An 18,988-nucleotide genomic window follows, 5' to 3' on the forward strand; every position below is an offset into this window, starting at 1 on the left:
TCAATAGTTAAAATGAAACATTCAGGTTAAAGCCAAAGCTGCGCGTAGTAGGAATTTGCAATGTTTCCAATCCCTGGCCGTTACCGGTGTTAAACGCCGTTTCAGGATCGATATTGGGTGCATGTTTTTGCAGGTATCCCAGATTCCTGGCCACCAGTGCAATATTCACCGCCTGTAATCCCCATCTGCCTACAATGGACGCTGGCAGTGTATACCCCAGTTTAATTTCACGCAGCTTGATAAAAGACGCATCGTAGATCGCACTTTCATTCAGATTGCCACTGTATACAGCCTTGTAGTAGCTGGCTGCAGGAAGAATAGTGGTATTCTTTTTACCATCTGCGGTATAACCATCAAAGATGATCCCATCATGTTTTACTGCTGCACCACCTGGTGCGGTGGCGTTATGGTCCGGCAACGGAATATTATTTTTACCATCTACGTAGTAAGGCAACCCACCATTTTCCTGGTCGCGGCCCGGCATAGTAGCTGCCAGTACACCTGTAGTCATCCCGGTAGAATTGGTTCCGGACCAGATAGATCCTCCTTGTTTGGTATCTATCAGGAAGCTCAGATTAATGCCTTTGAAAGTAAAGCTGTTATTAATACCACCTGTCCATTTGGGTGTGTAGTAACCCAATATTTTTTTGTTGGGATCTACAGATGGCGTACCGTCTGCATTCACTAATATCCTGTTCTCACTATCTCTTTTATAAGCAGTGCCATATAATGCGCCATACTGCTGACCTTTGCTTGCCAGTACCTGTATGTTACCGGAACTACCCAGTACATAGTTGTTCAAAAATCCATCTGCATCCAGTGCCAACACTTTACTTACATTGCGTGCGTAATTCACATTCACATCCCAACGGAATCCGGAGTGTGTAGTAATGGGCGTTAGTCCCAGCATTACTTCTACCCCGTGGTTACTGATTTCGCCTGAGTTCAGTAATTTTTTCAGATAGCCGGTGGTAGGACTTACGTCTGCCAGCAAAATCTGGTTACGGCTATTAGAGCTGTAGTAGGTGATATCCAGTCTTAACCTGTTATCCAGGAAACCTGCTTCTACACCAAATTCTGTGGAGGTAGTAATTTCCGGTTTGAGGTTTTTATTTAAAAACTTATCTGATACTGTCAGCAGTGGATTGGCGCCAAACGGTTGATTGAAAGGGAATGTATTTACCAGTTGGTAAGGATCTGTATCCTTTCCTACCTGGGCCCAGCCACCACGTATTTTCAGCAGGGTAAGCGCCTTGCTTTGTATGTGCAGGGCCTCTGTGAGCACCACGCTGGCATTGGCGGAAGGATAAAAGTAGGAATTGCTACCGGGAGGTAAAGTAGAAGACCAATCGTTACGTGCCGTTAAGTTAACGAAGGCATAGTTGCGGAAGCCTATCTGTGCTGCTGCAAATCCGCTGTATACCTTTTGTTTGTTGAGCAAACTGGTAGATAAAAATGGATCGCGTGAATTATTCAGTGTATACACGTCTTTCACGGCCAGCTTAGGCGCCTGTTGATAGTTCTGCTCCAGTTGATTGGTACGCAGGTTGGCGCCGGCCAGGATATCGAAATCAAAATCGCTGCCTATTTTTTTCTTTGCGTTCAAAGTGAATTCACCATTGGTTTCATTCACCGTGTAAGCATCTTCCGTGTAGGAACCAAATGGTGTACCATTGGTATAGTAAGCGATTTTATACTTACGTCTGTCGGTATAATAATCTGTACCAACACGCAGATTAGCGGTCAGCCAGTCAAGTACCTGGTAGGATAATCTGGCGTTACCAAGGAAGCGATTGCGTAGCATACCCACCGTATTTTCATTCTGGATCCAGTAAGGATTGCTATAGTAGCTATGGTTCCAGTTAAAGTCGGTACCATCTGCATTTTTATAGTTCTTCAGTTTGCTCACATCCACCTGGCGACCAAACCAGATAAACTGAAGGGTCACGCTGTTACCACGTCTGCCATCCACACCAGGCAAATTATCGGCAGCGCTGCGCACGTAATTGGCATAGGTGCTGAGCGTAAGCTTTGGCGTGAGTCGGAAGGTATTGCTGGCTGTAAAAGTATTACGCGTAATACCAGTGTTTGGTAAAATACCTTCTTGTTTGGTGTTGTTATAAGAGAAGCGATAGTCCAGCTTTTCATTGGAGCCTCCAACGGATAATCCGTTGTTCAATGTATAACCGGTTACGTAGAAATCCTTCACATTATCCGGATGTGCTACAAACGGTACTGCTTCTCCATTAGAAAAGAATTGCGGAATAAGCCGGCCGTCCAGTTTTGGGCCCCAGCTTTCATCTACGCCATCGTTGATACCGCCGCCTTTACCATCTTTATAAGAAAACTGTCCGCCGGAACCTTGTCCGTAAGAGTTCTGAAAATCAGGCAGGATCAATAATTTATCGAAGGTAGCGCCGGAGTTAACCGTTACGCCCATGCCGCCTTTGGTATCTTTCCCGGTTTTTGTTTTAATAACGATCACGCCGCTGGAAGCGCGTGAGCCGTATAATGCCGCTGCGTTAGGGCCTTTCAGCAAACTGATAGACGCCACATCGTCCGGGTTAATGTCGGAGATGGCATTGGCAAAATCGCGGCCGGTACCTATTCCCAGCTGACTGTTATCTACCGGTACACCATCCAGTACAAATAATGGCTGGTTATTACCTGCAATCGAAGTCTCACCACGGATCACAATACGGGAAGAGCCAAGGTTACCCTGACTGTTGGTTACCTGCACCCCTGCTATTTTTCCGGATAAAGCGTTTACCAGGTTGGTTTCTTTGGCTTCAGAAATATCTTTCGATTTTAATTCCTGCACCGCATAGCCCAGCGATTTTTTCTCCCGGGAAATACCGAGCGCCGTTACTACTACTTCATCCAGTTTCCGGTTGCTGTTTTCTAAAGAGATATTAATGACCCGACTGTTGCCTACTACTACAAATGCGGTCTGGAAGCCAAGGGACGAGAATTGTAATGTGTCATTTACATTTGCACTGATGGAATATTTCCCATCCGCATCTGTTTGCGTACCATGACTTTTTCCTTTTAACTGTATGATAGCGCCGGGTACACGCTGTGCATCGGAGCGGGAAGTAACGACTCCGCCGACCCTGATTTCCTGGGCAATACTCTGCTGCAGCCACAGTAAAACCGGCAGCAGGCATAACAGCCTTTTTACGTAATTCATGCTTAGTACTTGGTTTATATATTGACTTAGATCTTTGCGGAGAATGGTTATCCCGTTACACCCGTTTCCGATTTTGGCATTTAGTTGCTGGCGTATGATGATTGGTGTGATATCGGGGCAAAAGTAAGGCACAATTATTAATCTACAAAATTTATAGACTAAATAGATTTAAAGGATGCAGGAGGAAATAAGAAGGAGTAATACAGGTAAATAAAACACCGGGAGATGTAATATCTCCCGGTAATGGTTGGTCTATTTCGCTGCAGCAGTTTGAATATTCAGCAACTTTTTCAATTCTGTTTTACAGTCTTCAATATTTTGCCAGATTTGCCGGTCCTGGCAAGCAGTGCCTTTGTACTTGATAGATACTTTGGTTTTGCGCAATATCACCTGGTAGTATTCCGGCGCGCCGGGAGAATTTTCCCAGGTAATTTTGCCGCCTTCTTCAATACCGCCGGCGAGTTTGTCTTCGATAACGTCGTTCACTTTTTTATGCATATTATCTGCAAAATCGTAGCTCACCTCGGTTTTCACGAGGCAGGAGGAGTCTTTTGAGAGTATGCTGTGTGCGGCGTTAACATGGTGACGGGGAATACAGAGCAAAAGGGTGCTGGCTGCCAATAGCAGTAACGGGAATTTAATTGTACGCTTCATAACAAGTATAGATTAAGATAAGGGTTGGAGAATAGGTATATAACAAGTCCTTATTAGATGATCTCTTTGATTTTGGTTATCGTGCTAACTCATTATTAAAATAACATATTTATCTCATTCCACAAAATAAACTCTGTAGTTCGCGTAGGGGTAAAAGTAAAGTAAGGTGTCTTCCTAACAGGTCATTGATATTGCTGCTGCAGATTGAGTAGTATTTTCTTTCCGGCATCGCTCAGGCCCGGCAGGCTATCCGTTGGCATAAAGTGGCGTTTAAAGGCCATGATGGCGGCGGAAGAATCTTTTATATCGTATCCGATGATGCGGAGTGCCAGTAATGTGTTAAAAGATTCAGGCACTGCGGTGGCGGTGGTGTCTTTATACCATAGGCCAAAGCCTTTTTCCGCGAGTTGTTGCCAGGGAAAGAAAGCACTGGGATCTACTTTTCTGCCGGGAGCAATATCACCATGGCCTATAAAGTTGGCAGTGGGAATATTGTAGCGATGCTGCAGGGTATCGAGCAATACAAGCAAACTGCTGATCTGGGCAGGATCAAAAGGTTCCTTTCCATTATTGTCCAGTTCTATACCAATAGAAGAAGAATTGATATCCGTGAGGTTGCCCCACCTGGCAACGCCGCCATGCCAGGCGCGGAGATAGTCGTTCAGCATATGATGAATGGCCCCATTGCGGCATATCACATAATGGGCGCTTACCTGTGTTTTTTCCATGGTAAACGTCTTCAGTGTTTGTTCACATGAATTCTGAGCGGTATGATGAATGATAACTATGCTGGGTTTACGCATATTAAAATTAACCGTACCCACCCACGAGGGAGCAGCTACGCCATTGGCGCCGGACAATTCCCCGGGTTGCTGCCTCAATGCCTTCGCATAGGATTTGGCTTGCTGTCTGTACACCTTATTGGTACTGGCATAGGGATTACGCGCGCAATAAGCGAAGCCGCCAATCACTGCCAGCAGGCAGCAGTATTTTATAAAGTGAGATATGGTCTTCATTTGTATCTGTTAAAGTTTACACAAGACTACTTGATAAAGATACTAAATGAACCGATGCATCGTTTTTTTCATAGATACTATGAAAAGTGTTCTTTAAAATATATATTTACGTTTTCAATAATACTTTTAGGAGTATCAAAAACCTGTGCCACATTGTCTGCAATTGCCTACTACTTACTGTTACCACTGATTTACGCGCTGTCGCTACTGCCATTCCGTGTACTTTACCTGGTGTCTGACGCAGTATATGTGTTGTTATTTTACGTGATGGGCTACCGTAAAAAGGTAGTACTTCAAAATTTGCGCAATTCTTTTCCTGAAAAGAGTGATGCGGAAATTAGCCGCATCTGCAAAGATTTCTATCATTACCTCTGCGACCTCTTCCTGGAAACATTTAAAACGCTCACTATCAGCAAAACGGCTATGGTAAAGCATTGTAGCTTTACACCTGCTACACTGGAGCTGTTTAACAAACTGGAAGCAGAAAAAAAGAGCGCGGTACTGGTGATGGGACATAAGGGAAACTGGGAATGGGCTGGCAATACATTCAGTATATTGTGCCGTCAACAGCTATATGTTATCTATCATCCGCTGGCAAATAAACATTTTAACGGTTTGATGTACCGCATGCGCACACGGTTCGGCACCAAGCTGATCGCCATGCAGGATACTTTCCGGGATATGGTACAAAACCGTGGTGAAGTAAATGCAACTGCTTTCATCGCTGACCAGGCTCCGCAGCCTAAAACTGCCCAATGGCTCAATTTTCTGCATCAGGACACCCCGGTATTCAAGGGTACTGAAAAAATAGCGCAGAAAATGAACTACCCGGTAGTATACGTTACAGTACAACGTGAAAAAAGAGGCTATTACACGGTAACAGCAGAAATGCTGACCGCCACTCCGGCTGAAGAAAAAGACGGAGCGATCACAACAGCACATACACGTAAACTCGAGGAAGATATCGTTTCTCAGCCTGCAACCTGGTTGTGGTCACACAAACGGTGGAAACATAAACGTCCTGCTGTTATTTAATATTCAATCATACATCAACATACATTAGATAAGATTATCCTACAACGATATGCTGGAAGGTAAAGAACTGATACTGGCTACCAAGCCATATGCGCGCGAAGAGAGAGCCAAAAGCTGGCTTTTCACATTATCGACATTATTACTGCTGGTTTTATCACTGACAGGCACACTGGTATTACCTTACCTGGTATTAAGAATTCTTGCCAGCCTCCTTTCCGGGTTGCTGATAGTGAGAATGTTTGTTATTTATCATGACCATCAGCATCATGCTATCCTGCATAAATCGAAGGTAGCAGAAGTGATCATGGTTTTTTTTGGTGTATATGTACTGGCCCCGTCCAGTATATGGAAGCGTTCCCACGATTATCATCATAAGCACAACTCAAAACTTTTCAGTGCCAGCATAGGCTCCTATCCTATCATTACACGCAAAAAATTTGAATCTATCACACCGGCAGAAAGGCGCACTTACCTGTTCAGCCGTCATCCAATAACCATTGCGGCAGGCTATTTATCGATGTTTATGCTCGGTATGTGTGTACAGTCATTTGTAAGCAGTCCGCGTAAACACATGGACTCCTTACTGGCCCTTATCATTCATCTGGGTGGCAGCGCAGCAGTAGTGTATTTCCTGGGATGGGAAAGCTGGTTGCTGTTTATTTTGATACCTTTTACCATTGCCTGCGGACTGGGCGCCTATCTTTTTTATGCCCAGCATAATTTTCCTGGCGTCACCTTTAATGTCAACAAGGAATGGTGTTACGACAAGGCTGCATTGCTTTCTTCCAGCTATATGGTCATGAATCCTGCCATGAAGTGGTTTACCGGCAATATTGGTTATCATCATATTCACCATCTGAATGCACGTATTCCTTTTTATCGTTTACCGGAAGTAATGCAGGCGATACCGGCATTACAAAACGCAAAAACCACCACCCTGAGTTTCCGGGATGTGCGCGCCTGTTTCCGCCTGAAAGTATGGGATCCGGAACAGGACAAGATGATCAGTTTAAGAGAGGTACGCGCAATCAGGTCAGCCCAATTGATGAGGAAGCCTGATCCTGTAGTAGTTGCCGGATAATCTTCTTTCTTACTTCCAGCGTCAGCTGGGTCATTTCTTTTGTTTTTTGCAGTACCGGTAATCCGGCAGTATGTGGAGATCCCGCCCTGAACGGTGGCGCCGGGTTATATTCCAACTGCAGCTGGATCACTTTTGCTAATTCTTCTCCGCCTATTAATGCGGTCAGCACTAATCCGAAATCGATGCCGGCGGTAACGCCACCACCCGTAATACGGTTGCGGTCCCGTACTACCCGCTCTTCCAGTGTTTCTACACCAAACATCCTGAGTAATTCCAATGAACGCCAGTGGGTAGTAGCTTTATATCCCTCCAGCAGACCGGCGGCAGCCAGCACCAATGCACCGGTGCATACAGATGTAATATACTTTGCTTTCATACCCTGATCACGCAGAAACTGCAACAGTGGCTGATTGGCGAGTAATGAATTGATCCCACGTCCACCCGGCACAAAAATGATATCCAGCTGGGGGCATTCAGCCATCGAGATATCCGGTTGTAGTGATAGTCCGCCTTCCGCGCGGATCGGGCTTTTGCTGAGTCCTACAATCAGGACTTCAAAGCAGGGGGCTTTGATAAATACATCATAGGGGCCAGTGAAATCGAGGATGGTCAATTCAGGAAAAAGTAACATCCCCACCTTTAATTTTTGCATACATGGAGCTTTAAACGCGGTACAATAATAATGCAGCAGCCTGTAAACAGGGAGCAGGTAAATGCATTACGGAGTTGTAGGAAGATAAAGCGAATGCTGATCATCATGTTTACGACCTTCCCACAACTCGGTAATTCGTAATTCTCAATTCGTAATTTCCTCTACCGGTGCTGATCGTACCTGTTTATGGGAACGACCTGCTGTAATGCGGCGATTTCTTCTTGCTGTAATACAGGCGCCTGTGCAGCGCGGAGTGCATCTTCCAGTTGCGCTGCCGTACGTATACCTACGGTAGCACTGCTGACAACTGGCTGCTGCAATACAAAGCGCAGTGCTGTTTGTGCTGCATCACGCGCCGGGGTACTGATTTTTTTAATCGCAGCAGCAGCGGCCGCCACGGCTGTTTCTGTATAGTTTAGATAAGGCGCTGCGGGTTTGTCCACCAGCAATCCTTTCGCCACACTTCCCCTGGCCAGTACGCCGATGTTGTTTTCCAGCAATAGCGGAAAACTGCTTTCTTCGGGGCGGCGATCCAGCAGACTATATTGCATCATCACGCTCACTATATGGGAGCGCTTTACATATTCACGGATCACATTGGGCCGGATCGAAGAAATACCGTAATACCTTATCTTCCCTTGCTGTTGCAGGGTTTCAAAGGCAGCGATGGTATCATCTATCGGATCTTCGAGGGTACCTCCATGCAACTGATACAAATCAATATAATCTGTTTGCAGGCGTTTCAGACTGGCTTCCACGGCTGCTATAATATACTCTTTACCCGGATTCCAGTTCCATCCACTGCCGTCTTCTTTCCATTGATTGCCTACTTTACTGGCAATGATCACGGCTGATCGTTTCGCCTGCAATGCTTTTCCTACCGTTATTTCATTCTGTCCGTGTTCATACAGATCTGCGGTGTCAAAGAAATTAATGCCCTGGTCAAGTGCATGGTGAATAAGACGTGCATTGTCTGCATCATCTTTGCCAAGCGACATGCAGCCAAATCCGATTTCACTGACTGAGAGGTCTGATTTTCCGAGGAGACGATATTGCATGATTTCCGGGTTTTACTACGTTTTTTATCACCGCTATCGGAGAGGTGATCATAACGAAGTTATAGCCAAATCTTTCATTTTTCATATAAACCCGGTTTAAATAATGGGCCGTCTTGATAAACAGCCCCCTATATATCGATTTACGTCCACCTCAAAAATGAGCTATGTTGCAGTAACCGCTGCCATTGACAGTGTTACCATGGTAGTTATGGAATGGGGCCGCCTGGAAAAACAGCCCCCGTTTTTTAGTATGTCCGATCCATCGTATGTCTCTTCGCGGCAAGTGATGAGGGAGGTTTAAATAAGGACCATCTGAAAAGATGGTCCCTTCCTTTCCCAAATCAAATTGCACTCATGAAAAACGTTTTATATAATTGAAGACTGTGGTAGCAGTCTGAGTTTTAAACTAAGGGACCGCCTGGAAAAACAGTCCCTGGTTTCCGAATCAATCGCAGCATAAATAATCTTGTATTACTTACACTGTGAGGGTTAACATATGGCGTTTACTACTTTATATTTGAACAATATGCCTGTATGCACCTGCATATTGATGATGTTGATTATATGGGACCGTCTAGAAAAACAGTCCAGTGTATAAAGCTTCCATCGTGTATGTTGCACTCCAATATTTTTTTGCATATTCTTTTTTTGATGATGACAGCAATAAGGGGGGACTACCTGAATAAGTGGTCCCGTTATGCAAGTGTCGCAAAGACGTCAACTAATAATTCATCTCACTTATCAATGAATACCGGACTGTCTGGATAAACAGTCCCCTTTTTCTGTATGTACTATCACCCCATTAGTGAATAGCTGTAAAAGATTAACTGTAGATAACAAACTGTGTACAAAGGCGCTGCCTCATATTTAATTCGTTTGATGACATACCTCTTCCCTTACCTGCAGTACAGCGGATAATACATGACAATTTTATCACAGAATCGTGGCTGAAACGATGCATTTCTCACTTACCTGGATGACAGGCGATCACAAAGCCATGACTGAAAACGATGCAGTTACTCACTTACCTGGACCACAGGCAATCACAAAGCCTGGCCACCCTAACACAGTTACTGCCTATCTAATTCAGCACAAAAAGAAAAAGCTGGTGGTGATAATGCCCGAGAAACGTGCAGGTTTGAAATTGCCGGTTGAACAAAAAAGATTGCATGTGGGTTAAGTTTCGTTGTTAACAAATGGACACGATCAATGAGTAGTAAGCAACTTCATTGCGTGATTATGTTTGGTTAACCATTCTCTTATGTATCCAGGGTTAACTGTTACTGAAAAGGTTATTTACAAAGGCTCAGACAGATTAAAAAAACAGACTTCGGTGTAATCTTTCAACGATCAGTGATCGTTATAATGCAAAGGTAGGGAACTGTTATTTACAAAAAACACGTTTATTGCCATTATCAAAATGAACAAGAATGAACAAACTTGAGACGAACTGAATGAAAATGAACACGCGAAAATCAAAAAAATTATTGTATAAAAAACATAGCCTGTTTATCAGAATTGATAAATCAACCGTATATTGAATCAGACAATTTCATACATACTTTAACGTTAGTGACCTATCCCATGCAACAACAAGTAACAGGCGCCTTTTATGGTATTGCTATCGGCGATGCGCTGGGCGTACCGGTAGAATTCAAAACGCGTAGCTATCTTTCAGAAAATCCCATAGACACCCTTACCGGCTACGGGTGCTGGAACCAACCTGCAGGGACTTTTTCAGACGATTCCTCTCTTACTTTCTGCACAGCAGAAAGTCTTATTACCGGATATGACATTGCCGCTATGTCGCAAATATTTGTGCGTTGGGCGCAGGAAGGTTACTGGGGCGCACACAATGAAGTATTTGATATCGGGCATACTACCCGCCGGGCCCTGCAAAGAGTGGCTACCGGCACCTCCCCGCTGATCAGTGGCGGTTTCGAAGAGTTTGAAAATGGTAACGGCGCTTTAATGCGTATGATGCCGGTCGCCTTTTTCCTGGCAAAAGAAAATGATATCCATCTCCGCTATCAGACGGTGAAAGAAATTGCCGGTATCACTCACCAGCATTTCCGTTCCGTACTGGCCTGTTTTATTTACGTAGAATTCCTGCGTACGTTACTGTCAACCGGCCATTTGCAGGAGTCCTATCTCCAGATGCAAAGAGCGGTCAATGCTTATCTAAATACACAGTCATTTAATCCTGCAGAGGTAAAACACTATGAAAGGGTTTTATTGCAAAATATAGCGGAAATCCGGGAACAACAGATCCATAGTTCCGGCTACGTGCTACATACCCTGGAAAGTTCACTCTGGTGCCTGTTGAATACCAGCGACTATGCCAGCTGCGTACTCCGCGCGGTAAACCTGGGCGGCGATACGGATACTACCGGCGCAGTGGCGGGTGCAGCGGCCGGATTACATTACGGAATAAATAATATTTCTCCGCAGTGGGTCGGCCAGGTGGCTAAATCAGCCGAAATCGGACAACTCGCCAATCGCTTTATGGCAGCCATTAACAGCACCAGTACCCAGTAAATTTATCCTCCCGGGAAACCGGCCGCATTTTTGCATATTATAGTTGTTCCGTTAAACTTTCAAGTCCTTTTACCGTCTAATAAGTAGTTGAAAATAGCGGGATTGATAAGACGAGTACAACTTAATGTTACAAAAATGAAAAACAGATTTTATATACTGTTTGTGCTGATTGGCCTCCTGGGCACATTTACAGTTAGCAGCGCTTACGCACAGAGACACGGTGGTGGAGGTGGCGGTCACTTTGGTGGTGGCGGCGGCCGCGTCAGCGGCAGTCATTTCGGAGGAAATGGCGGAGGACGAATATCTACGCCACAGCATATATCTTCACCAAGAGTAGCTCCACCTGTTAACAGAGGCTATTATCGCGGTGGTTACCGTCCCGGCTACTACGGCCATGGATATGGTTATGGCTACTATGGACGCCCTTATTACAGGTACAGACCTTACTATAACCCATTTTATCCTCCTTTAGGCTTATATGTTTCTACACTGCCTTTCGGCTACTTTTCACTGGGAGCCTCCTTTGGTCCAATGTACTATTACGGAGGTGCCTATTATGAATCTACCGGCAACAGTAAAGGCTACAAAGTAGTAGAAGCGCCTTTGGGTGCTGCAGTTCCGAACTTACCGGAAGGTGCACAGGAAATAACGGTAGATGGAAACACCTATTACGAATTAAATGGCACCTATTACCAGGAAACAATGACTGATAACGGCAGACGTTATGTGGTAGTTGGAAAGAACGGTAAAATAGGCGACAAAACAGTGACGATTACGGACGATCAGGGAAACAACGCCCCAAACAATGATCCCGGCAATGGCACAGACAATACGATTACGCAGTTGCCGGATAATTGCCGCACCGTGAACATCAACGGTCAGCAGTACTTTTTATCACCAGACGGCATGTATTATCAGTCTGTTTTAAACAGTGATAACACCATAGCAGGTTATAAAGTGGTGGGTAAAATGAATGCCGATAATTAAAGAAAATAGTTATTCAGATTAACAGGGAGCCGGTTTTTCAACCGGCTCTTTTTTATGGCAATTTTCCTGGCAAATAAGCCCGTTTTAACGCTCATCAAAAGAACTACCTACCAACTGCTGCTGGCGCCTCCACCTCCTGAAGAACCACCTCCCCAATCCGAAGAAGAAGACGAGGAAGAACTTGAAAAACTACTCGAAGAAGACGAGGAGGAAGACGATGACTCCACTAATTTGGCAATGGTAAACCGGTACTCATGTTTAAACCCACAGGCCATACAAGTATATTTGGTGACGCCCCAACCTTCTGAAGAATAAGTAGCAGGACGCTGCGTGACCATTCCACCGTTTTTATACGTCATGTGTGCACAGGAAGGACATTGCGCCATGTGCGTACGCATATTCGTGTAGTTCAGAATTATTTTATTATCGCAGGTATCGCAACCCCATACATCGTAATCCACGGAATCCAGTTCTTCTTCTATCACCTGCTTCTTGTCCAGGAATTTATTATCTGCTGCCTCATCAAGCTTATGCATCGGCTTCAGACAGTGATGACAATCATAAGGATCATTTCTCAAATGATCCAGGCGTTTCTTTAATAACGCCAGGTATAACCAGAGATAAGGAAGGGGAAAAACATAACGCGCACGACCAAAATCCCGCAATAATATCTCCAGACGAAGCCATTTTTCATGCCGGTCTTTTCCCGCCAGCAAGATCGCTGAGCGCATCATGATGATCAGCACAGCCACATGCATAAACACTACCCATGTCACATAGTATATTACAAATGTTTTTATAAATCCTACATCTGTATGCCGCTGATGGGCGATATAATAAATACAGCTAAAGGCAACCAGATGCAATAACACCTGCCCCATCCAGCCCGGATGCAGAAATTCATTCGGGTAGGCAGAAACAGGCACCGGTGCAGGGTCCGTAGCTCCTGTTTTCTTATTTTTTTTGCCGAAGAAAACCCGCACCATCAACGCTGACGCAATGATCCAGAAAATCAGGCCAATGAAAGAGAAATCACCGGTGTAAGAATAAGAGTTCCCCGAAGAGGAAGTATCTGCAAACTGTTGCGGGGCGGCCTCCCCCACATTATTATCCATCGTTGGATTATCTGATGTTACACCTCCCGCGGTAGCGGAATCCATCGCGGGCCCCGCCATTGGTACCGGATTATCCGGCGAAATATTTATGGCCACCGCAGTGGTATCAGAAGCCATCAGGGAAGGATCTGATGCCGGCATATCCGGTAACTGATTGTATGCATAATTGCCATTATTAAACAGCGAGGCTACCGACAGGAGCCCATCGGTAAAAGCCGCATCATAGTTATGTTCCTTAATACGGGGAATCATATATTCCTGCTGGATACGGAAACAGATGATATCCGGCATATCTGCCTCAATGCCAGTACCTGTTTCAAATTCCAGCTTGCGCGCATCTTCTACCATCAGGATCAACAATCCGTTATTCTTCTCCTTATCCCCTATTTTCCAGTAATTAAACAGCTTATGTACAAAATCGCGGGACTCGTTTTCGCCGATGCTATGCAGGACCACTACGGCTATCTGCACTTTGCCAGTATTATCCAGGGCAGCTATTTTTGTATTCAACTCACTTACTGCCTGATCAGAAATCAAATGGTCCGGATTACTGACATAACCACCTCCCGATTTTTTGGGGTCCGGAACATCTGCCACAGTAAATTTTTGTTGTTTACTTTTGTCACATGCAACAAAAAACACCAACAACAAGGCCAGCAAAACACTTTTCATAAAATATGGACGTCGCTTCATTTGGGATACATTCTACCCCTCTAAGATATGTTTATTTAACTTTTCATTTAAGCAGAAAAAAGTATTTTAATCCACTCATGAAGCCCGCATTCACAATATGGCTACTCCTCTTATGCTTTACGACAACCCGCAGCTTTGCACAAAACAAGGCTCAGGACACTACTGTTACACCACCGGTGCAACTGAAAACCGTACATATCATCCAGTATAATTTTTTCAAAGACTCCCTGGCTTTCCGGGAAGAATATGGGAAGGCGCTTACTTTCAGACGCCCTAAATGGTATGAGGTGTACCAGGGATTGAGTGTAAATATCAATAACCTGTATAAAGTAACACAGTATAAAAAGAATAAGAAGAAGATCTCCTTCCGGCATATGTTGCTCAACAAAGAACGGGAAATGTATGTAAACAGCGTTTATACACCCTCCCTGGTAAACAAGGTGACGCAACTGGATGGAGACAGTCTCCAACTTTTCATGCAGCGGTATACGCCCGAATATTCGTTTTTAAAAACCACCTCGGATTATGATATTTACCTGGAAATAAAAAAGCAATACCAGGCATTTCTCAAAACCCGCGACAGTCTGCCACCTCAACCATAAATTCATTTCTTTGCAGCGGGCTGCCTTTAAAAATACTATATTTCAGTATCCATACGTTTTACTAATTACCGCCATAATCGGGCAGTTATAGTAACCATGTTGATAAGATTACATAAATTAGTGATCTCAAACCAGTTAACGTTGTTATTAGTTTTTAAGATGATCAATACAGCTCACATGAAAAGGTTTTTCATATTGGTTGCCCTCTTCGTTCCGGTATTACTGAACGCACAAGCGAAACTCAGTCAATCGGTGATAGACGATTTCTCCAACAGGGTGGCTGCGCATTACCAACTGCCCCATGACTCTATCTCAGGCTATATTGCAGAACAGCTCACCCGTAGTGGCAACGCTGGTTTGGATATAGATTCTACCGTCTTTGATCTGAAGAAAGACCCGGTAGCCCTGGATGCCGCCCTGAAATATCTGTATCAGTACAGTGATTGCAACAGGCAGCGGTTTATTGCCAACCTGCGTAGCCTGGACCTGCAAACCAATAGCGTATTTCCTATTGCAACATATACCGCCAATAAATTCAAAGGCGAGGTGAAAGCCCTGCTGGACGATAAAAAAGATTTTCTGACTACCTATACCGGCCCTGTTACCGGTAAAAAACCGCCTGCTACCATTGCAGAAGTAGCCGCCGCCAACCAGGCCGCAGCTACCGCACCGGCTAATACCAGTACCAGTGCCCAGGAAAACACCGCTACCACCACAGATGGCAGCACCGCTCCCGTTGCTAACACGGCCCCGGCTGCGGATACACGTAACTGGGAAGTACGTCCCCTGTTCCAGGTACGCACTCCGGAACAACTGCTGGAAATGTATGGCGCCAGTAATGTTACCCAACATGACGCAATTAACCTGGCTGGCGATAAAGAAGGAGAAGCTTACCTGATCTACCCGGATACAGATAATGAGCTGGAAGTACAGTTTGACGGAGAAAATGGTAATATCCTCACCTTTTCCCACTATCCTTCCAAATGGAAATCGCCCTACGGCATCAAAGCCGGTGATCCGCTGGATAAGCTCATCAAGGTGAACGGTCGTCCATTTAAACTCAACGCTTTTGAGTGGACCAATGGCGGCATGGTATCCAGCTGGAATGGTGGCGCCCTGGAAGGTAAAGGGGTCATCATTGTGCTGAAAGCCAACAATACCGGCGATCCCAAACAATATGACCAGGTAACGGGCGATAAAACGATTCGTTCTGATACCCCTGCCCTGAAAAAACTGGACGTTATTATTGAATCTGTGGCGTTTAAGGCAGCCAACTAGTTGCACTTATCAATCCGGGTGATTATCTTGTTCTTATGAAACAATTCTTATTATCCGGATGCCTTTTGCTCCTGGCACTCATTGGCATTTCCACTAACATGAATGGACAAACGAAGAAGTATCCGTCATTAAATCATATGGCGTTGTACGTGGTAAATCTCGAACGCAGCACTACTTTCTACCGCGATATTATTGGGCTGGAATCTATGCCTGAGCCATTTAAAGATGGCAGACATAGCTGGTTTAAGGTAGGAGAACATGCCCAGGTGCATGTTATTTCGGGGGCGGCGCAGGCCACTACGCATGATAAAAACACCCACCTGTGCTTCAGTGTCCCTTCCATGAAAGATTTCCTGGAAGTGCTGAAACAGCATAACATCGCTTTTGAAGACTGGCCCGGTAAAGCAGGTGCGGTGACCAAAAGGGTAGATGGCGTACAGCAGATCTACCTGCGTGACCCGGATGGCTACTGGCTGGAAATCAACGATGACAAATACTAAGCTTATTTCAGGTCTTTTTCCAGCGCAGCGGCTTTAGCAGCTGCGGCGGCATCGGCGGGGATTAATTTCAGCCAGGACAATGCTTCTTTTTTGTTTTGCTGCTGTGCATAATAGAGCGCTATGTAAAATGCCGCATCGTATTTAAAAACCGATTCCCCTTCATATACTTTTTTAAGGTCTGCCAGCCCCCCGGCGGTTTCACCGGTGTGGGTGGCAGCCACTCCCCTATAATAAAGTGCCATCTGGCTGCTGCTGTCGGTTTTAAGATAAGTATCCAGCAAAGGAATTACTTTCGTGTATGCCTTCTCGTTAAAATAAAGGGCGGCAGACTGCAACAGGCTGTCCGCATTATTGCCCCGTTCCGCGGCTACCTGCATTTCAATGTTGCCATATGTTTCCATATAGTTGGTATCGTGCGAATAAAAGCGGAACAGCAGTACACCTGCCAATATAGCTGCGGCAGCGCCTATGGCGGTGAGATATTTTCTGATACTGATCACTTTTCCCTTACGGCTGAAATGTGTTTGCCGCTGTTGCTGTAAAGTGGCTTTCAGTGTATCCCGGCTGATATCCGGCTGCAAACGGTCGGACAGTGTAGCGATTACCTCCCGGTATTGCGCCAGTGCAGCTGCCAGTGCAGCATCTTCCTGCAATGCGGCCTCAAACTGCAGCCGTTCTTCCGGCAGCATGTCCCCATCTTCGTAACGGATAATATCTTCATTATTATAAGCAGCCATACACTAAATTTTCTGAGCCTGAATATATGATAACAACGTAGCCATGCACTCGGATTTCTTTTTCCGGAGATAGCCATAAGTGACGCCCATTGCTTCCGCGATTTTTTCCTGGGCCTCGCCGGTAAGCGATTGCCGGAGTATTTCCCGGCACTTCTCTCCCAGCCTTTCAAACTGAGTCAGAAACATACCTGCCTGCACCTCTTCTTTCAGCACCTGCTCCGCGGCAGCAAATACATCTTCCCCTACTTCATATAAATCATCCAGTCTTTTTGTTACCGGCTGACGGCCTCTTTTTTTTATTTCATTCAGCCATTTCCTTTTACAGATCAGTAAAAAGAACGGCTCAAAGGGACAGGTGAGCTGCAGCTGCTTATATTTTGCCTGGTTATATACATCTATAATAGACTCCTGGAAAATATCTGCCGCATCATCTTCCGTACCCTGGTGTTGCAGGATATGGTGTTTAATCTTTCCGGCGAAGCGCTCATATATCTCCTGTACCAGCCGGGTATCGTTCCTTAGCAGGCCATCAAGATATCGCTGATCGGGGTGAGTACTCATCTGGGATTGATTTGCATTGGTTGATAGGAACATGCCATGACTAAAAATACATCTTTCTAAAAAATTATTCTCAAAAGGGGGGTAACAAAATAAAAGAGGTGTTGATCTACTATCAAACAAGCGAAAACATTATTCAACAAAAAATACTTTTATGAAAACTATTTCCTTAAAAACGATTACCTGCTTAGTAGCCGCCGCGCTGGCCATTTCTTCCTGCAAAAAGAATAATAGCCAGGAAGTGGCGCCTGATAAAGGACTGGACGGAAAAATGTTGTCAGAGCTACTCAGCACTCATGCCCCGAAATTTGAACACTTTAATATAGATGCTGCCGCCGGCGGTGTGATCACCACCACCAAGGGCACAAAATTTACGATTCCTGCGAATGCTTTTATTACGGCTACCGGAGCGCCTGTAACCGGTGCTGTAGATATCAGTATCAAGGAGATGAGAGATGTGAGCGATATGATCTTGTCGGACAAGCCTACAGTGACAGCGGATGGAAAGATACTGGTGTCTTATGGGGAGTTTTTTGTAAAAGCGGTTCAGAACAATCAGGACCTTTCCCTGCGACCGAAGAATGACACCGGGAAAGGCATCCGGGTACAGGTGCCCGCCAAACCACGTGACAATGCAGGAGGCCCCAATGGCATGAAAGAAGTGCCAATGTGGAGCGGAGATACCACTGTTACCTTCACTCAAAACGGGTTCAATTACATTAATCAACCGGTAACTATTACCAAACAACAATCCGTTTCCAAAGGTGTACTCTGGAACCAGATACAGAGCAGCTATGCCTTGTTTAATTCAGCTAACGGTACCATGGACTTTCGTCTCGATAGCCTGATCCGGTGGGTGAACTGCGATGGACTGGCATCTATGCCTAACCCCAAAACTACTGTGATGGCTTATTTCACCAATTACTTTAATGCAGAAACCAGTGCCAGCTACAGTGGAGAACAACCCAGTATGCTGTTCTTCAAACCTAAGAACTTCAATACCCTGGTGAAATTCTATAACGTAATTATGACGCCCCCAGCAGGCAAGGAAGGATTCCACAGCTACCAGACTTCCATCCCTGTAGGAATAGAAGGTACTTTCCTCGCGATCAGTGCTATAGGCGGACAGTTATATGCAGAACAAAAAACAACTACCATCGGCACACCTGCCGCAGGTGACGACTATACGACCGTAAGCTTTAACCTACAACCAGTTGATGCTGCTACGCTGCTCACACTGATCACCAGCATGAATTCCAAGTAACGGCCTGTTATCCGTTTACAATTACTCCAA

The 18,988-nt window shown here is 45.1% G+C and carries 17 protein-coding genes; 9 read left to right on the top strand and 8 right to left on the bottom strand.

The features are described from left to right. Positions 1–7: 7 nt before the first annotated feature. The 3 genes from AB4Z08_RS05805 to AB4Z08_RS05815 form a co-directional block, all read right to left on the bottom strand. Positions 8–3,190, bottom strand: coding sequence for a SusC/RagA family TonB-linked outer membrane protein (locus AB4Z08_RS05805; RefSeq protein ID WP_441572784.1), 3,183 nt, complete (start codon positions 3,188–3,190; stop codon positions 8–10). Between the two features lie 252 nt (positions 3,191–3,442). Further along, entirely contained in the window at positions 3,443–3,844 is a 402-nt protein-coding gene (locus AB4Z08_RS05810; RefSeq protein ID WP_441572785.1) for a hypothetical protein, read from the bottom strand. 182 nt (positions 3,845–4,026) lie between these two features. Beyond that, entirely contained in the window at positions 4,027–4,860 is an 834-nt protein-coding gene (locus tag AB4Z08_RS05815) for an N-acetylmuramoyl-L-alanine amidase (protein WP_441572786.1), read from the bottom strand. Positions 4,861–5,013: 153 nt separating this feature from the next. Here AB4Z08_RS05815 and AB4Z08_RS05820 point away from each other — a divergent pair, with 153 nt between their 5' ends. Together AB4Z08_RS05820 and AB4Z08_RS05825 are read left to right on the top strand one after the other, a co-directional pair. Beyond that, on the top strand, positions 5,014–5,895 hold the full coding sequence (locus AB4Z08_RS05820) for a lysophospholipid acyltransferase family protein (RefSeq protein WP_441572787.1): 882 nt from the start codon (positions 5,014–5,016) through the stop codon (positions 5,893–5,895). 49 nt (positions 5,896–5,944) lie between these two features. After that, positions 5,945–6,976: a fatty acid desaturase family protein gene (locus tag AB4Z08_RS05825; RefSeq protein WP_441572788.1), complete on the top strand. Its 1,032-nt coding sequence runs from the start codon at positions 5,945–5,947 to the stop codon at positions 6,974–6,976. Here AB4Z08_RS05825 and AB4Z08_RS05830 read toward each other — a convergent pair. Both AB4Z08_RS05830 and AB4Z08_RS05835 read right to left on the bottom strand, forming a co-directional pair. Then, on the bottom strand, positions 6,924–7,628 hold the full coding sequence (locus tag AB4Z08_RS05830) for a DJ-1/PfpI family protein (RefSeq protein WP_441572789.1): 705 nt from the start codon (positions 7,626–7,628) through the stop codon (positions 6,924–6,926). The two genes, AB4Z08_RS05825 and AB4Z08_RS05830, sit on opposite strands and share 53 nt — an antisense overlap. A 161-nt stretch (positions 7,629–7,789) precedes the next feature. Further along, complete coding sequence (locus AB4Z08_RS05835; RefSeq protein WP_441572790.1) at positions 7,790–8,686, bottom strand: aldo/keto reductase; 897 nt, start codon at positions 8,684–8,686, stop codon at positions 7,790–7,792. Positions 8,687–9,629: 943 nt separating this feature from the next. On the opposite strand from AB4Z08_RS05835, the gene AB4Z08_RS05840 reads away from it, so the two are divergent. From AB4Z08_RS05840 to AB4Z08_RS05850, 3 genes are all read left to right on the top strand, one after another. Then, a complete protein-coding gene (locus AB4Z08_RS05840; protein WP_441572791.1) occupies positions 9,630–9,866 on the top strand; it encodes a hypothetical protein in 237 nt (78 codons plus the stop codon). Positions 9,867–10,270: 404 nt separating this feature from the next. Next, the gene (locus tag AB4Z08_RS05845; protein ID WP_441572792.1) at positions 10,271–11,224 is read left to right on the top strand and encodes an ADP-ribosylglycohydrolase family protein; all 954 of its coding nucleotides are present in this window, start codon (positions 10,271–10,273) and stop codon (positions 11,222–11,224) included. Between the two features lie 135 nt (positions 11,225–11,359). Continuing rightward, positions 11,360–12,211, top strand: coding sequence for a DUF6515 family protein (locus AB4Z08_RS05850; RefSeq protein WP_441572793.1), 852 nt, complete (start codon positions 11,360–11,362; stop codon positions 12,209–12,211). 107 nt (positions 12,212–12,318) lie between these two features. Here AB4Z08_RS05850 and AB4Z08_RS05855 read toward each other — a convergent pair whose 3' ends face one another. Further along, complete coding sequence (locus AB4Z08_RS05855) at positions 12,319–14,019, bottom strand: TPM domain-containing protein (RefSeq protein ID WP_441572794.1); 1,701 nt, start codon at positions 14,017–14,019, stop codon at positions 12,319–12,321. A gap of 77 nt (positions 14,020–14,096) precedes the next feature. Between AB4Z08_RS05855 and AB4Z08_RS05860 the strand changes: the two genes are divergently transcribed. The 3 genes from AB4Z08_RS05860 to AB4Z08_RS05870 all read left to right on the top strand — a co-directional run bounded on the left by AB4Z08_RS05860 (position 14,097) and on the right by AB4Z08_RS05870 (position 16,399). Then, entirely contained in the window at positions 14,097–14,621 is a 525-nt protein-coding gene (locus tag AB4Z08_RS05860; protein ID WP_441572795.1) for a hypothetical protein, read from the top strand. A gap of 177 nt (positions 14,622–14,798) precedes the next feature. Continuing rightward, positions 14,799–15,899 carry a hypothetical protein gene (locus tag AB4Z08_RS05865; RefSeq protein WP_441572796.1) on the top strand — a complete coding sequence of 367 codons (1,101 nt, stop codon included), beginning with the start codon at positions 14,799–14,801 and terminating at the stop codon, positions 15,897–15,899. Between the two features lie 35 nt (positions 15,900–15,934). Beyond that, entirely contained in the window at positions 15,935–16,399 is a 465-nt protein-coding gene (locus tag AB4Z08_RS05870; RefSeq protein WP_441572797.1) for a VOC family protein, read from the top strand. 2 nt (positions 16,400–16,401) lie between these two features. Here AB4Z08_RS05870 and AB4Z08_RS05875 read toward each other — a convergent pair whose 3' ends face one another. Beyond that, entirely contained in the window at positions 16,402–17,136 is a 735-nt protein-coding gene (locus tag AB4Z08_RS05875; protein WP_441572798.1) for a hypothetical protein, read from the bottom strand. Between the two features lie 3 nt (positions 17,137–17,139). Beyond that, positions 17,140–17,697: an RNA polymerase sigma factor gene (locus tag AB4Z08_RS05880; RefSeq protein ID WP_441572799.1), complete on the bottom strand. Its 558-nt coding sequence runs from the start codon at positions 17,695–17,697 to the stop codon at positions 17,140–17,142. A 151-nt stretch (positions 17,698–17,848) separates the two neighbouring features. Between AB4Z08_RS05880 and AB4Z08_RS05885 the strand changes: the two genes are divergently transcribed. Continuing rightward, positions 17,849–18,958 (top strand): hypothetical protein, encoded by a 1,110-nt coding sequence (locus tag AB4Z08_RS05885; RefSeq protein WP_441572800.1) that lies wholly within the window; start codon positions 17,849–17,851, stop codon positions 18,956–18,958. Positions 18,959–18,988: the final 30 nt, after the last annotated feature.

The sequence above is a fragment of the Chitinophaga sp. RAB17 genome, from assembly GCF_052114225.1.
Classification (GTDB): domain Bacteria; phylum Bacteroidota; class Bacteroidia; order Chitinophagales; family Chitinophagaceae; genus Chitinophaga.